At 63.8% G+C, this 14831-nt stretch carries 13 protein-coding genes; 7 read left to right on the forward strand and 6 right to left on the reverse strand.

The annotated features are described in order from the left end of the window. Positions 1-100 precede the first annotated feature (100 nt). Positions 101-2272: a malate synthase G gene (locus CVS48_RS06865; protein WP_100853791.1), complete on the reverse strand. Its 2172-nt coding sequence runs from the start codon at positions 2270-2272 to the stop codon at positions 101-103. Between the two features lie 239 nt (positions 2273-2511). Here CVS48_RS06865 and glcC point away from each other — a divergent pair, with 239 nt between their 5' ends. Continuing rightward, complete coding sequence (glcC, locus tag CVS48_RS06870) at positions 2512-3276, forward strand: transcriptional regulator GlcC (protein WP_100853792.1); 765 nt, start codon at positions 2512-2514, stop codon at positions 3274-3276. A 45-nt stretch (positions 3277-3321) separates the two neighbouring features. Here the strand turns inward: glcC and CVS48_RS06875 are convergent, their stop codons facing one another. From CVS48_RS06875 to CVS48_RS06895, 5 genes are all read right to left on the reverse strand, one after another. After that, complete coding sequence (locus tag CVS48_RS06875) at positions 3322-4443, reverse strand: saccharopine dehydrogenase family protein (protein ID WP_100853793.1); 1122 nt, start codon at positions 4441-4443, stop codon at positions 3322-3324. A 203-nt stretch (positions 4444-4646) separates the two neighbouring features. Continuing rightward, the gene (locus CVS48_RS06880) at positions 4647-5039 is read right to left on the reverse strand and encodes a DUF4148 domain-containing protein (RefSeq protein WP_100853794.1); all 393 of its coding nucleotides are present in this window, start codon (positions 5037-5039) and stop codon (positions 4647-4649) included. A gap of 339 nt (positions 5040-5378) precedes the next feature. Then, on the reverse strand, positions 5379-5795 hold the full coding sequence (locus tag CVS48_RS06885) for a DUF1090 domain-containing protein (protein WP_100853795.1): 417 nt from the start codon (positions 5793-5795) through the stop codon (positions 5379-5381). Between the two features lie 169 nt (positions 5796-5964). Next, positions 5965-6891 carry a 4-hydroxybenzoate octaprenyltransferase gene (ubiA, locus tag CVS48_RS06890; RefSeq protein WP_100857541.1) on the reverse strand — a complete coding sequence of 309 codons (927 nt, stop codon included), beginning with the start codon at positions 6889-6891 and terminating at the stop codon, positions 5965-5967. 133 nt (positions 6892-7024) lie between these two features. Further along, positions 7025-8227 carry an aminotransferase-like domain-containing protein gene (locus CVS48_RS06895; protein WP_100853796.1) on the reverse strand — a complete coding sequence of 401 codons (1203 nt, stop codon included), beginning with the start codon at positions 8225-8227 and terminating at the stop codon, positions 7025-7027. Positions 8228-8384: 157 nt separating this feature from the next. Between CVS48_RS06895 and CVS48_RS06900 the strand changes: the two genes are divergently transcribed. From CVS48_RS06900 to CVS48_RS06925, 6 genes are all read left to right on the forward strand, one after another. Continuing rightward, positions 8385-8870 carry a GAF domain-containing protein gene (locus CVS48_RS06900; RefSeq protein ID WP_050448331.1) on the forward strand — a complete coding sequence of 162 codons (486 nt, stop codon included), beginning with the start codon at positions 8385-8387 and terminating at the stop codon, positions 8868-8870. A gap of 377 nt (positions 8871-9247) precedes the next feature. Then, positions 9248-10141, forward strand: a complete 894-nt coding sequence (dapA, locus tag CVS48_RS06905) for a 4-hydroxy-tetrahydrodipicolinate synthase (protein ID WP_100853797.1) — start codon at positions 9248-9250, stop codon at positions 10139-10141. 134 nt (positions 10142-10275) lie between these two features. Further along, complete coding sequence (locus CVS48_RS06910) at positions 10276-11052, forward strand: sterol desaturase family protein (protein WP_100853798.1); 777 nt, start codon at positions 10276-10278, stop codon at positions 11050-11052. Next, positions 11012-11944, forward strand: a complete 933-nt coding sequence (locus CVS48_RS06915; protein WP_419191451.1) for a fatty acid desaturase — start codon at positions 11012-11014, stop codon at positions 11942-11944. Before CVS48_RS06910 ends, CVS48_RS06915 begins: the two co-directional genes overlap by 41 nt. A 32-nt stretch (positions 11945-11976) precedes the next feature. Next, a complete protein-coding gene (locus tag CVS48_RS06920; RefSeq protein ID WP_100853800.1) occupies positions 11977-13908 on the forward strand; it encodes a StlD/DarB family beta-ketosynthase in 1932 nt (643 codons plus the stop codon). Beyond that, positions 13905-14801, forward strand: coding sequence for a DUF6999 family protein (locus tag CVS48_RS06925; RefSeq protein WP_100853801.1), 897 nt, complete (start codon positions 13905-13907; stop codon positions 14799-14801). Before CVS48_RS06920 ends, CVS48_RS06925 begins: the two co-directional genes overlap by 4 nt. The last annotated feature ends 30 nt before the right edge of the window (positions 14802-14831 follow it).

Consider the following 14831-nt stretch of genomic DNA (forward strand, 5'->3'; position numbering starts at 1 on the left):
ACTGTGCGAAAGTAATGTGTTTTTTTAATGGGGCTCATTGGGATGGCAAAAAAAACGGGCAGCCCAGGCTGCCCGTTTTGGCGTGTAACGCGAACAGCGATCAGGCTGCCTTGAATTGCAGACGATACTTGTGCAGCAAGGGTTCGGTGTAGCCGTTCGGTTGCGTCAGGCCTTCAAACACCAGGGCGCATGCCGCCTTGAAGGCCAGCGAGGTGTCGAAGTTGCCGGCCACCGGCTGGTAGAGCGCGTCGCCGGCGTTCTGGCCATCCACCACCTTGGCCATGCGCTTGAAGGTCTCCATGACCTGATCCTTGTTGGTCACACCGTGGCGCAGCCAGTTGGCGATGTGCTGGCTGGAGATGCGCAGGGTGGCGCGGTCTTCCATCAGGCCCACGTTGTGGATGTCGGGCACCTTGGAGCAACCCACGCCCTGGTCGATCCAGCGCACCACGTAACCCAGGATCCCCTGCACGTTGTTGTCCAATTCCTGCTGGATGTCGGCGGCGGACCACTTGGACGGGTCGCCCACCGGCACGGTCAACAGCCCGCCCAGCAAGTCGTCGCGCACGCTATCCAGCTTGGTGCGTTCCAGTTCCTTTTGCACCGCTTGCACGTCGATCTGGTGATAGTGCAGCGCGTGCAGCGTGGCGGCGGTGGGCGAGGGCACCCAGGCGGTATTGGCGCCGGCCTTCGGATGCGCGATTTTCTGTTCCAGCATGGCCGCCATCAGGTCGGGCATGGCCCACATGCCCTTGCCGATCTGGGCGCGGCCGCGCAGGCCGGTGTCCAGCCCAACCAGCACGTTGTTGCGTTCGTAGGCCGTGATCCAGGCGGTGGATTTCATGTCGCCCTTGCGCAGCATCGGGCCGGCTTCCATGCTGGAGTGCATTTCGTCGCCGGTGCGATCCAGGAACCCCGTGTTGATGAAGGCGACGCGCGAGGCCGCCGCGCCAATGCAGGCCTTGAGGTTGATGCTGGTGCGGCGCTCTTCGTCCATGATGCCCATCTTCAGCGTGTTGCGCGGCACCTTGATCAGGTCTTCCACGCGGTCGAAGAGCTCGCTGGCGAAGGCGGCTTCGTCGGGGCCATGCATCTTGGGCTTCACGATGTAGACCGAGCCGGTGCGCGAATTCAGCTTGGCGGTGCGGTCGTGCAGCGCGGCCAGGCTGGTGACGACGGCGTCCAGAATGCCTTCCGGGATTTCCTGGCCATCGCGGTCGAGGACGGCGGGGTTGGTCATCAAGTGGCCCACGTTGCGCACGAACATCAGCGAACGGCCATGCAAGGTCAGCGCGCCGCCGTCGGGGCGCGTGTACTGGCGGTCGGCGTTCAGCTTGCGGGTAAAGGTCTTGCCGCCCTTGGTGACGTCTTCGGTCAGGTCGCCCTTCATCAGGCCGAGCCAATTGCGGTAGATATGGACCTTGTCGTCGGCATCGACGGCGGCGACCGAGTCTTCGCAGTCCATGATGGTGGTCAGCGCGGCTTCGACCAGCACATCCTTCACGCCGGCGGCGTCGGTGCTGCCGATGGTGTTGGCGCGGTCGATCTGGATCTCGAAGTGCAGGCCGTTGTTCTTCAGCAGGATGGCCGTGGGGGCGGACGCCTCGCCTTGGTAGCCGGCGAATTGCGAGCCGAACTTCAGGCCGGTGACCACGCCCTTGGCCAAGGCCACTCGCAGTTGGTCGCCGTCAACGGTGTAGCTTTGCGCGTCGGCGTGCGAACCGTTGGCCAGCGGGGCGGCGGTATCAAGGAAGCTGCGCGCGCGCGCAATGACCGCGGCGCCGCGCTCGGGGTTATAGCCCTTGCCGGTATCGCCCGGCGTGGCGGGAATGGCGTCGGTGCCGTAGAGGGCGTCGTACAGGCTGCCCCAGCGCGCATTCGCGGCGTTCAAGGCGTAGCGGGGGTTCGACATCGGCACGACCAGCTGCGGGCCGGCCTGCTGCGAGATTTCGGTATCGACGTTATCGGTGGTGGCCTGCACGCTGGCGGGCTGGGGCAGCAGGTAGCCTATGCCTTCCAGAAACTTGCGGTAGGTGGCCGGGTCGGCAATGGGGCCGGGGTTGGCGCGGTGCCAGGTGTCCAGTTCGGCCTGCAGGCGGTCGCGTTCGGCCAGCAGTGCGCGGTTCTTGGGCGCCAGGTCGTGTACCAGCGCCGCAAAGCCCTGCCAGAAGCCGTCGGCATCCAGGCCGGTGCCGGGCAAGGCTTCTTGTTCGATGAATTGGTTGAGATTGGCCGCCACTTGCAGGCCGTGGTGCTGGATGCGTTGAGTCATGCGGGTCTCTAGCGGTAAGAAGGGCTGGCCGGCGCCTGAGCGCCGGGCGAATCTGTTTTGACATCATCGTTCGCACCCGCTCCAATGTCCATATCAAAACCAGCTGGTCATACCAGTTTGTTTACGGCGGTGAAGACAGATACCAGATTTTTGTGGTTCTATATCAGCCACTTACGGGGGTATGGTAATTCGCCGGAAACAACGGTTCGGCTTGGTCATACCACTGGTGCGGAGATTGCATGTACGCGGAAACAGAAGAAAAACCCCGCCAGGTGGCGGACGAGGTTGCCGAACGAATCGAACGCCTGATCCTGGATGGCGTGCTGAAAGCTGGGCAGGCGTTGCCGTCCGAACGGCGCTTGACTGAAAAGTTGGGCGTATCGCGCACGGCGTTGCGAGAAGGGCTGAAGCTGTTGCGCGCGCGCGAGATCATTCACACCGCGCAAGGCAAGGGCTCGTTCGTGGCGCACATTTCCAAGGTGGACGCCGGGCCGTTGATGCATCTGTTCAATTCGCAGCCCCGCACGCTTTACGACCTGCTGGAAGTGCGTTCGCTGCTGGAAGCCGAGTCCGCGCGCCTTGCCGCCATACGCGGCACCGAGGCAGATTTCATCATGATCCGCCGCCGTTATGACGACATGGTGGCGGCACAGGGTACGGCTACCGATACGGCTACCCATGCCCATCTGGACCACGCTTTCCATCTGGCGATCTGCGAGGCATCACATAACCCGGTGCTGGTGCACACGCTGCAATCGCTGACGGATCTGCTGCTGGGTTCGGTGTTTGCGTGCGTGAACAATCTGTACCACCGCGAACCCGAAAAGCGGCAGATCGACCGGCAGCACACGCGCCTGTTCAACGCGGTGACGGGACGCCAGCCGGAACAGGCGCGCAAAGCCGCCGCCGACCATGTGGACAGCGTGCGTCAAAGCTTGTCGGATATCGAACAGGAAGAACAGCGGCTGGTGCGTGCGACGCTACGTCTGGAAGGTTGGACGTAACGCCGCGCGGGCGGGCGTATGCGCCCGCGCGATGGGTAGCGGCTTTTAGCGGTCGGCCGTCGCGCAGCCCGCCAGTGCCAGTGGTTTGCCCGCGTAGACGCGGCCGAAGCGGTTGTTCAGCAACGCATCCAGATCAATCGCTTCCTGGCCCACGAATCCCTTTTGCGGCAAGGCGCCTTGCGCCACCAGGTCCAACGCCGCGCAGATGCCCGCCGCCGTGGACAACTGGATGGCGCTAAGGCGGTGGCCGTCGACGTCCGCGCCGAACACGCGGATCGGGTACGACTCTTCTTCCAACCTGCCGTGGCGATGGCCGGATGCCGAGGCCTGGATGACGATGACGTCCTGCTCGGTGGTGGGAATGGCGGACTCGAAAATGTCCTTGAGCAGATCGCGGCGATCGCGCAGGCGCAGATCGTTGAGCAGCAACTTCATGATGTTGCAATGGCCGGGATAGCGCACGGATTTGTAGTCGACGTTGCGGGCACGGCCCAGCAGCGTCGTGGGCAGGGTGCCCAGTCCGCCCGAGGTGTTGAAGGCTTCGTATTCGACGCCATCCAGCGCGAACGTTTCGTAGCCTTCCAGCGCCGGCACGCTGGTCAGTTGCCCGTCGACGATGGCCTCGCAAGGGTTGCAGTATTCGTTGATCAGCCCTTCGGTGCTCCAGGTCAGGTTGTAGCGCAAGCTGTTGGAGGGGTAACGCGGCAGCGCGCCCACGCGCATGCGCAGGTCTAGCAAGGTGTCGAAGCGGCGTGCCAGCGCGTTGCCGACGATGCCGATAAAGCCGGGAGCCAGGCCGCATTGCGGCATCAAGACGCTTTGCACATCGCCCGCCAGCGCCTGGATGGCGTGGGTGCTGGCGACGTCTTCAGTCAGGTCAAAGTAGTGCACGCCGGCGCGGGCGCAAAGGCCTGCAACGGCGGTGGCGCGATGAAAGGGCAGGGCATTGACCACGGCATAGGCGCCTTCGATGCAGCGCGCCACCGAGGCGTCGTCATTGATCTGGCGGGTTTCGCAGCCCAGTTCGGCCAGAACCGCCAGCCGGGCGGGGTCCTGATCGGCAACCAGGACGGCGTAATCGCCGCTGCGTTCCAGCATCAGGGCAATGGCGAAACCGATTTTTCCGGCACCCAGCAAAACGATGGGGCGGGTGGCTGAGGTGGACATGGTGCTGCTCCTGCAATGAAATGGACGGGGGTGGCCTCATCCTATGCGTGAGCGCTGTCGATTTGTAGAATCAAATCTGTCGTAACGGTTTAAGTTAACGCCGATATGACTTAATTAGCCGTCGAATCGTCAAAAACAAAGCCCCTCGGTAGTTTACCGAGGGGCTTTCGATGGGGCTGTCACGGCCTTTTCAGGCCCGTGGATCAGCTACCCATGGGGGGGTAGTCCAGGTTGCCGAAGGTGACCAGGCCTTCCGCCTTGGCTTGGGCCAGTTGCGACTGCACTTGCGAACGGCTCAGCGACGTGGCGTGTTCAGCGGCGGCGACGGGCGGGTAGTCCAGGTTGCCGAAGGTGACTTCGCCAGCGTTCTTGGCTTGGGCGAGTTCAGCTTGGACTTGTTGCGAGGTCAGGCTGGACGTCTGGGCGATGGGGGCGGGGTAGCCTTCTTCGCCGAACGTGTATTGGCCCGAAACCTTGGCTTGTTGCAGTTCGGCCTGAACCTGTGCGCGGGTCGGGCCTTGGTCGGCTTCGGCGGCTTGCGCGCCGGCAGCCAGAACGGACATGGACAGCATCAATGCGGTAGCAAGGGTTTTCATAGCAGACCTCCGGTGTCTTGTGAGCTTGGGATTCGAACCGCTGGCGTCATTGCCTGGGGTTCGCTTGCTGTGTCCCGATGAGATGCATTCTGTGCTCAAAGAACCCTGGGATAAACCCTTATTACCTGAAAACATCTTTCCAAATTCTGTACTAATCTATTTGGATTCCACCAGTTGGCACCATGGATGGTGATATTTCCGTCTGATGACACGATAGATAGTGGTTGAGGGGGAGTTCGAAAGGCCGCTCGCACATCGCGGTCAGGACTAAAAAAGCAAAGCCCCGGGGCATGCCCGGGGCTAAGGGAAAGCAGACAGCGCAAACAGAGAGCAAACGCCCTAGCGATTCAACTCCACCAGCGCGGCGTTGTATTCGGATTGGGCTTCTTCCAGCTTGCGCTGCGCCTTGTCGATTTTGTCTTGCTTGCCCTTGGCGCGCGCTTCCTTCAGCTCTTGCTCGCGTTCGGACACCTTGGTTTGTTTCTCACGCACGTCGGCTTCGCGCTGCGACTGCAGGCGGCCGTCGGTGCAATTGGCACGGGCTTCGGCCAGCGCCTTCTTCAAGCCGGCTTCGCGGCGCGTGTTGTTCTGTGCCTGGGCAGCGGCGATGTCGTTTTCGATTTCGCAGAACTTCGCGGCGCAACCGCGCTGCGCCGAGCAGTCGGTGGCGGCCTGCGCGGGCATTGCGCCGAACAGGGCGCCGAACATGGCGGATGCGGCGGCGGCAGTCGCCAGGGATTTCACGAAAGAGGGCATGCGGTGTCTCCGTAGGTCGTTTCGACAAGCGCCATGATGGCGCGATCCGGCCCAGGCGGCAATGCGCGCGCGGCAAATCGTGGCCGGCTCATGTGCCCGGCTCATGCCCAGGATCTGCGCCGGATCCGGGCCGGATCTACGTCGGGTCTGCGCGTATGCCCCGTCTTCCCTAGCGGATCAGCGTGCCCGCCAACGCGGCCGCAACCAGCAGCGCGCCCAGCCACAGGTTGGCGCGGAACAGCATGAAGTTGCGATCGGGCCGCTGAATATCGAACACCTTCAACTGCCACGCCAGATGTACCGCCACGGCGGCCATCCCCACCTGATACGCCCACGACAGCCCCATGGCGTGGCCGCCCCAGGCCCACAGCACGACGGTGGCGACATAGAACCCGCCGATCCACAGCTTGCCCTGGTCGCCGAAGCGCATGGCGGTGGAGTGCAGGCCCAGGCTGCGGTCGTCGCGCACGTCGACATAGGCGTAGATGCTGTCGTAGCCCACCTGCCACAGCACCGCGCCCAGCCACATCGCGATGGCCGCCAGCGGCACCACGTTCTGCGTGTCGGACCAGGCCATCAGCATGCCCCAGTTAAAGCAGATGCCCAGCACCACTTGCGGCCAGTACGTCACGCGCTTGCACAGCGGGTAGATGAAGACGAAGGGCAGCACCGCCAAGGCCAGCCAGCGGCTCATCTCGTTCAGGAAAAACAGCAGTGACCCGCAGACCAGCAACTGGCCGACCAGGAACCACACGGCGTTCTTCATCGATAACTGGCCGCTGGTCAGCGGGCGGAAGCGCGTGCGTTCAACGTGCTTGTCGAAGTTGCGGTCGCACATGTCGTTGACGGTGCAGCCGATGCCGCGCATCAGCAGCGCGCCCAGCGAAAAGACGATCAGCCGTTGCAGGTCGGGCAGCCCGCCCGCGGACTGCACCAGCGCGGCAATGGCCGGCAACAACGTCAGCCACGTGCCGATGGGCCGGTCCAGGCGGCAAAGGCGGGCGTAGGGACGCCACGACTTCGGGAGCCAGCGTTCGACCCAGTCGGTGAAGACGATGTCGCTGAGATCGACGGGAGATTGTTGCGAGGCGCTCACTGTCACGGTCAGAAAATGGTCGGGAAAGCCGACAGCATAAAACAACGGCCGGGCATCGCGCCCGGCCGTGGAGGATCAATCGCCGTTCAGGATGCGGTTTTCAGGCCGCATTGCCCGGAAGGCTGCGGCTTGCTTATGCTGTGTATTCCTTGAGCAGCTTGCCCAGGATGGCGATGCCCGTGCGGATCTTGTCTTCCGGCACGGTGGCGAAGCTCAGGCGCAGCGTGTTCGGCTTGCCCGCGCCGCTGTAGAACGGCGCGCCCGGCACGAAGGCCACGTTTTGCGCGATGGCTTTTTCCAGCAGCTTGGTGCTGTCCATGTGTTCGGGCAGCGTCAGCCAGATGAACATGCCGCCTTCCGGCTTGGTCCAGGTGACGGTGGACGGGAATTCCTGCTTGATCGCGTCCAGCATGCAGCTGCCTTGAGCGCGGTAGATTTCGCGCACGTTCGGCAGATGCTCTTCCAGGAAGCCGTCCTTGACGATTTCGTACACGGCCATCTGCGTCAGCGTGGGCGTGTGCAGGTCGGTGGCTTGCTTGGCCTGCACCAGCTTGTTGATCAGCGAGCGCGCGCCGGCGATGTAGCCCAGGCGCAGGCCCGGGGCCAGCACCTTCGAGAACGTACCCAGGCGCACCACGTTGGCGCCGTATTCGGCGGCCAGCGCGATCAGGCCCGGCTGCGGCTCGCCTGCGTAGCGCAGTTCGCCGTAGGGGTCGTCTTCAACGATAGTCAGGTTCAGTTCGGCGGCGCGCTTGACCAGCGCGATGCGGCGTTCCAGGTTCAGCGTGCGGCCCGTGGGGTTCTGAAAGTTGGGCAGCGCGTACAGGAAGCGCGCGCCGTCAGCCAGTTCCGGCGTGATGGCTTCGGGGATGAGGCCGCCGTCATCGGTGGGCACCGGCACGAACTTCGGCTGGTACAGGCTGAACGATTGCAGGGCGCCCAGGTAGCTGGGGTCTTCGACCAGCACCTTGCTGTCCTTGTCGATCAGCACTTTGCCCAGCAGGTCCAGCGCCTGCTGCGAACCCGAGACGATCAGGATCTGGTCGGCGGCGACGTTGGCGCCCGCGCGGTTCAGGTCGTCGGCAACCCATTGGCGCAGCGGCGCATAACCTTCGGTGGGGCCGTATTGCAGGGCCGCGCGGCCGTTGGTGGCCAATACCTTGTCGAACGCAGCACGTACCACTTCTACCGGGAAGCCGCCGGGCGCCGGCAGGCCGCCAGCGAACGAAATGACTTCGGGGCGCTCGGTGACCTTGAGGATCTCGCGGATGGCGGAGCTGGTAAGTTGCTGAGCGCGTTCCGAAAAGGAAAACGCAGGTTCGAGAGGCTTGTCCATGGATTGCTTCTTGAAGAAGAAGGGTAAAGGGAGAGGCTTGTAACGGGACTGCGACAAAAAAGTATTGTCCCACACGCTAGCAGCCCGGCCCCTTTAACGCGCGGAACCCCTAAAATCACCTGCATCGAAAACCGCCTGTACAGTTACATTTATCGCCATGTTTGAAGCCGCCCCGATCGTCGCCGAATCCAAGTCCGCCCTGTATGCCGAACTGGTGGCGCAGGCCCGCGCGCTGCTGGAAGGCGAGCCCGACCGCATCGCCAACGCCGCCAACCTGAGCGCGCTGGCCTATCAAGCCTTGCCCGATTTGAACTGGGCGGGCTTTTATTTTTTCGATGGCACCGAGCTGGTTCTTGGACCCTTCCAGGGCAAGCCGGCCTGCGTGCGCATCCCCTTGAATCGCGGTGTGTGCGGCGCGGCCGCGAGCCAACGGCAGACGCAGTTGGTGCCCGACGTGCATGCCTTCCCGGGCCACATCGCTTGCGACGCCGCGTCGCGTTCGGAAATCGTGGTGCCGTTGGTGCATCAGGGTGAATTGATCGGTGTCTGGGATGTGGACAGCCCGGTGCCTGACCGCTTCGACGAAGACGACCGCCAAGGCATGCAGGCGCTGTGCGCCGTGTTCCTGGCCAGCCTGGGGTAAGCGTAGCTATGCGCGGGCTTAGCGCCGTCGAGCCGTCCGAGACGCGCGCAAGGCCGCACGCCACCGCGCGCCGTTGACACGTTGACGGCCGCCCGGTAAATTTCCGCATCCGTCGCTTACGCGCGTTTTTTTCATTCATGAATCTTCAGGCCATCGAATCCGCTTCCTGCATCCGCGCCCTGGGCGTGGTGCTGGCTGCCGTCGGCCTGAAATCCAAAAAACAGCCGCTCATCTGACCGGAGCATGCTGTTCCGTCAGATGGGCGACGGAACAGCGGCCTCCTGGCGGCGCCTCAGCGCCTCCGCGCGCATCCTCTGATATCCCGAGCACTTCTGTACGGTCCAACCGCGGTCCGCTTACATCGAAGGAGTGTTCTCATGTCTATTCAACAATCTGTGTTCCAAGGCGTCTGGGTGCCGTTGGTGACGCCGTTTTCCGGCGGGGCCGTCGACGGCGGAGCATTGCGCCGCCTGGTGCGCCACTATGCCGCCGCGGGTGTGGACGGGCTGGTCGTGTGCGGCAGCACGGGCGAGGCCGCGTCACTGGACGACGCCGAGCAACTGGCGGTGTTGGACGCCGTGTTGACCGAAGCCGGCCGGCTGCCCGTCATCATGGGCCTGGCGGGCAACCACCAGGGGCATGTGCTGCATCGCCTGTCGGCCTTTGGTACGCGACCGCTGGCGGGCATCTTGGCGCCCGCGCCGTACTACGTGCGCGCTGGCCAGGAAGGGGCCGCCGCCTATTTCCGCCGCCTGGCCGATGCCTCGCGCTTTCCCCTGGTGCTCTACGACATTCCCTACCGCACGGGCACCACGCTTGAGACATCGACCTTGCTGTCGCTGGCCGCGCATCCGAACATTGCCGCCATCAAGGATTGCGGCGGGTCCTTGGACAAGACGCTGGCCCTGATTGCCGACGGCCAGATGAATTTGCTGGCGGGCGAAGATCTGCAAACCTTGTCCGTGCTGTGCCTGGGCGGGGCCGGCATGATTGCCGCCGCCGCGCATATACGGCCTGACCTGTTCGTGGCCATGTACCAGGCGGTGCGCGCGCAGCAACTGGACGTGGCGCGTCGGCTGTTCCAAGCCTTGGCGCCAGTGATCCGTCTGGCTTTCGAAGAACCCAACCCCGGCCCGCTGAAGGCGCAGCTTGGGCGCCAGGGCCTCTTGACCGAAGAACTGCGGCAGCCGATGCCGGCGGCCAGCGCGGCGTTGGCACTGCGCCTGGACGCGGCCGTTGCGGGCCTGAACCGCCAGTTTCCTTGCCAGTAGACGGAAGTTAGGCCGCAATCGCGCTGTTCCATTCAGCTTTGTGGTGCCCGGATTCATTTTGTAATAAATGCCTTACCGGGATGCTGACGGATTGCTTATGATGCGGCCATTCTTCGGGGTGAAACAAAACGTTCATGGCTCAAGCATTTGAAGCCTTGTCCGCCTGGCAGGTGATGCTGGCGGGGCTGCTGTTCTTCGGCGGCATCTATCTGGTCTTCGGCGCGGCCACCTGGCTGCTGACCCAGCACGTGTTGCCGGCACTCGGCATAGGCCGGCCGCTGGATCCGCGCCCCTTGGGCCCCGGCCAGCTACGCCGTGAATTTGCGCAGTCCGGGCTGTCCATCCTGCTGTTCGGCACGGGCATGATCTTTCCCTGGGGCTTGCTGCAACTGGGTTGGGCGCATCTGGACCCGAACCCAAGCTGGCAAAAAGTGGTGGTGGAAATCCTGCTGCTGGTGGCCTGGAACGATGTCCATTTCTGGATCAACCACCGCTTGCTGCACACCAAGCTGCTGCGCCGTTTCCACTTGCCGCATCATCGGTCCGTGGTGACCACGCCGTTCTCGACCTACAGCTTTCATCCCATCGAAGCGCTGATGCTGGGCAACGTCATCATGCTGCCCATGGTGCTGCATGATTTCAGCTTCTGGGCGTTGGCGTCGGTGCCGCTGTTCAGCCTGTTCTTCAATTGCATCGGCCACGCCAATTACGATTTTTTCCCCAAGGTGTCCTACGCGCACTGGTTCGCCGCCAGCCGGCGCCACCATCTGCACCACGCCTGCTACAACGGCAATTACGGCTTCCAGTTCACCTTCATGGACCGCTTGTTCCGCACGCGCCTGCAAGCCGAGGCCGCGGCCCCCCAGCTGGATGCCTTCCGGCGCAGAGACTCTGTTGGCGGCAAGGCTTAACGCGCGGCGCCGCCTGCCGTCGCTGCGCAACCGGCGCGACTGGCAAAGCCTGGCCTATCTGGCCGCGCTGCCCGCGTTGGCGGCGTGGCAATGGGTGTACGGATTCTGGTGGCCGCTTTACGCGCTGATGCTTTTTTTGACCTTGGGCATCGGCGTCATCCATCACAACCACACGCACATCCGCATGTGGCGCGGACGCTGGACCAATCGCGCCACCGATTTCTGGATCACGTTGTTGCAGGGGCACCCGACGTTTGTGTTCTATCCGGCGCATGTGGCGAACCATCATCGCTACAAGCATGGCGCGCGCGACGCCGCGCGCACGTATCGCTTTGGCGGCGACACGAATCACCTGTGGGGCTATGTGCTGCACCCGTTCCAGGCGGGCTGGGTGCTGTACCCGATGTTCTTCGCGTGGCTGGGCCGACTGCGCCGCTACTGGCCGGGCGCGTGGCGCTACAGCATGGCGCAATACGGTGCGTGGCTGGGATTGTGGGGCGGACTGCTGGCCGTGAATCCGGTCAAGGCGCTGGTGCTGGTGATCGTGCCGCAACTGCATGGCCTGCACTGGCTGCTGGCCACCAACTACTTGCAGCACGCGCATGCCGACGGCGGGCCGCGCCCGGTGGCGGGTCTGAATTACGCGCGCAATTTCGAAGGGTTGGTCAACCCGTTGCTGTTCAATATCGGCCTGCATACCGCGCACCACGAGCATCCGCGCGCGCATTGGTCGGAACTGACCCGGCTGCATCGCGAGCACTATCGCGCGCGCGTCGACCCGGCACTTAACGAACGTGGGCTGCTGCCCTATATGTGCCGCGTCTTCGTGCTGGCGGCGTTCGTGCCGCGTTTGCGCAGCCGTTCCCGCATGGCGCCCGAGCATGTCCGCTAGCGTCCCATCCATTCTCCATCGAGGCCTGTCACATGCCCATCGCGTTTAATCGTGTCTACCTGGAAAGCGCCGGCTATTTCATGCCGGGCGAAGCCGTGTCCAACGACGCCATGGACAGCTACATTGCGCCGCTGAACCGGATGTCCAGCCGCATCAAAAGCCGCATCCTTGCCGAGAACGGCATCAAGCAGCGCTACTACGCCATCGACCCGGAAGGCCAGACGGTCTACACGAACGCGCAACTGGCGGCCAACGCCATCCGCGACTGCCTGCGTCGCAACGACAGCGACCTTTCCGCCGTGTCCTTGTTGACCAGCGGGTCGTCGGGCGGCGACGCGCTGATGCCGGGCTTTGCCAACATGATCCAGGGCGAGCTTGCCGCGCAGCCGATGGAAACGCTGTCGGTGCATGGCATTTGCGCGGCGGGTGTGTCGGCGATCCAGGTGGCCGCGCAGGGCGTGGAGATGGGCGGACACGCCAGCGCTTTGGCCGTGGCCAGCGAATTGCCGTCGCGCCTGTTCAAGCGATCGCGCTTCGCGGCGCGTGGCTATGACGCGGACTTTGACGCGCACTTCCTGCGCTGGATGCTGTCGGATGGCGCGGGCGCCTTGCTGCTGGGCAACTCGGGCCGCGCGCTGGCGGGGGCATCCAGCGGCGTCCGGCTGAAACTGAAATGGGTGCATCAGCGCTCGTTCTCGGGCGACTACCCCGTGTGCATGCAACTGGGCTTGTCCGCTGACCGCCAAAAAGGCCATCTGGATTACCCGTCCTGGAACGAGGCCGAGGCCGACGGTGCGCTGTCACTGCGGCAGGACATCCGCCTGCTGCCGCATCTGTTCGACATCGGTATCCACGAGTACGCCAAGCTGGTGCGCGACGGCTGGCTGGATCCGGACCAGGTCGACCATTTCCTGTGCCATTACTCGTCTGAAAAATTCATCCCCGTGGTCGAAGACCTGATGGAAAAGGCGGGCCTGGTGATTCCGCGCGAGCGCTGGTTCAGCAACCTGGCGTGGCGCGGCAACACGGGCGCGGCGTCGATCCTGATCATGCTGGCCGAGTTTCTGGAAACGCGCGAGATCAAGCCCGGCGAACAGATCTTCTGCTACATCCCCGAGTCCGGGCGCTTCATGGCGGCCTATATGCTGCTGGAAGCCGAGGCCGTGCATGCGCCGGCCGTGACCGGAACCACGATGTCCGCCGCCAAGCCCGCTTCCCGCGACGACACGCAAAGCGATGACGCCGACGCCATCGCACCGCCGCACGATCCCGACATGGCGCCGCAAGGCCTGGGCCAATTGCTGACCGAGCTGGCCGCCATCTGGCATGACTACCGTTCGCGGGTATGGCGCACGCCAGTGGTGCGCCGGCTGCGCAACCGCCAGTTCCAGACGGCCGACTACCTGAACTGGATGGAAAACTGGATTCCGCAGGTGCGCGAAGGCAGCAAGTGGATGCGCGAAGGCGCGGCGTCGCTGACGGAGCAATACGCGCCGCTGGCCGCGCTGATCGACATGCATGCCGGCGAAGAGCAGAACGACTTCCAGATTCTGTTCCAGGACTACCGCACGGCAGGCGGCGCGGTCGACAACATCGATGCGCTGCGCCGCAACCCCGGTGGCGAGGCACTGAACGCCTATCTGCACGGCCTGGCCGCCACGCGCGACCCGATTGGGCTGCTGGGCGCCATCTACATCATCGAGGGCACGGGCCAGCGCATCGTGTCGGCGCTGCTGCCGCTGTTGAAGGCCAGCCTGAAGCTGCCGCCCGATGCGTTCCGCTTTCTGGAATACCACGGCCATAACGACGAACATCATCTGGCGCGTTGGTTGTCGGCGGTGGAACTGGCGCTGGATTGCGACGAAGACGGCCGCGCCGAACAGCGCATCGTGGATACCGCGCGCCGCACGGCCGCGCTGTACCTGATGCAGTTCCACCACGTGATGGAGGGCGAAGCGGCATGAGCAAGGAACCCGATTTTCTGGCCAAGCCGCACGATCCGGCCGACCCCAACCCCTGGCTTGCCCTGTACCTGGACCGCAGCACGCCCTTGCCGGACAAGGTGAAGAAGGCCTGGCTGACGGACTCCAGTTGCGCCTCGCGCCAGTATCTGCTGCCGTTCCTGCGGCCGCTGGCGCGCGCCTTCATCATCCTGATTCAGGTGGTGAAGACGTTCCTGCCGCGCCGCTGGTCGCATTCGAAACTGCTGCATCGCATTCTGGCCTGGGGGCTCAAGCGCTTTGTGTCGCCCGAGGCCAACTGGCTGATCCTGCGCCACTTCCATCTGGGTGCGCAGGCGCTGGCGTTCATCGCCGCGAACTCGCCGGTGCCGATCACGACCACGCCGCTGCAACCGCTGGAAATCGATGATCTGAAAGACGAACTCTTCGTCAAACATGACCTGAACCTGTTCAACTTCGTCATCCGCTTGAACCAGGCGCTGCGCGAGGCCGGCGTGGAAATGCATGCGCCTGAAACGGTGGACTTCTCGATGATCCAGGACCCGCCGCTGAAGTTGGAAGACATGCCGCAAGGCCGGTTGAATTTCCTGGACCTGCAAAGCGCCATTGAACTGTTCACGCCGCTGTATCAGTTGATGCTGACCGACAACGACTTCTGGCGCGCCGCCAATTCGTTGCAGTTGGACGAGACCATCGGCATCTACACGGCCAAGTTGCTGGGCGCGCCGCAGCACCTGATCCTGGTCAACAACAGCCATCCGCTGGTGCCGCTGTCGACCTTGCGCGCGGGTTACCGCCTGGTGCTGCACGGCTTGTCCACCGAGATGCTGCACAGCTTGCTGATGGAGATGAAGGCGGCGCAGCAGGGGGCGGAACCGCCCGCGCCGATCAGCTAGGCCAGGCCGGGGAAAGGGTCTACGCATCGG

It is taken from the genome of Achromobacter spanius (assembly GCF_002812705.1).
GTDB lineage: Bacteria > Pseudomonadota > Gammaproteobacteria > Burkholderiales > Burkholderiaceae_B > Achromobacter > Achromobacter spanius.

Coding starts and splice junctions, on each gene's coding strand:
- CVS48_RS06865 (WP_100853791.1), bottom strand. CDS start 2,272: ATGACTCAACGCATCCAGCACCACGGCCTGCAAGTGGCGGCCAATCTC.
- glcC (WP_100853792.1), top strand. CDS start 2,512: ATGTACGCGGAAACAGAAGAAAAACCCCGCCAGGTGGCGGACGAGGTT.
- CVS48_RS06875 (WP_100853793.1), bottom strand. CDS start 4,443: ATGTCCACCTCAGCCACCCGCCCCATCGTTTTGCTGGGTGCCGGAAAA.
- CVS48_RS06880 (WP_100853794.1), bottom strand. CDS start 5,039: ATGAAAACCCTTGCTACCGCATTGATGCTGTCCATGTCCGTTCTGGCT.
- CVS48_RS06885 (WP_100853795.1), bottom strand. CDS start 5,795: ATGCCCTCTTTCGTGAAATCCCTGGCGACTGCCGCCGCCGCATCCGCC.
- CVS48_RS06895 (WP_100853796.1), bottom strand. CDS start 8,227: ATGGACAAGCCTCTCGAACCTGCGTTTTCCTTTTCGGAACGCGCTCAG.
- CVS48_RS06900 (WP_050448331.1), top strand. CDS start 8,385: ATGTTTGAAGCCGCCCCGATCGTCGCCGAATCCAAGTCCGCCCTGTAT.
- dapA (WP_100853797.1), top strand. CDS start 9,248: ATGTCTATTCAACAATCTGTGTTCCAAGGCGTCTGGGTGCCGTTGGTG.
- CVS48_RS06910 (WP_100853798.1), top strand. CDS start 10,276: ATGGCTCAAGCATTTGAAGCCTTGTCCGCCTGGCAGGTGATGCTGGCG.
- CVS48_RS06915 (WP_419191451.1), top strand. CDS start 11,012: ATGCCTTCCGGCGCAGAGACTCTGTTGGCGGCAAGGCTTAACGCGCGG.
- CVS48_RS06920 (WP_100853800.1), top strand. CDS start 11,977: ATGCCCATCGCGTTTAATCGTGTCTACCTGGAAAGCGCCGGCTATTTC.
- CVS48_RS06925 (WP_100853801.1), top strand. CDS start 13,905: ATGAGCAAGGAACCCGATTTTCTGGCCAAGCCGCACGATCCGGCCGAC.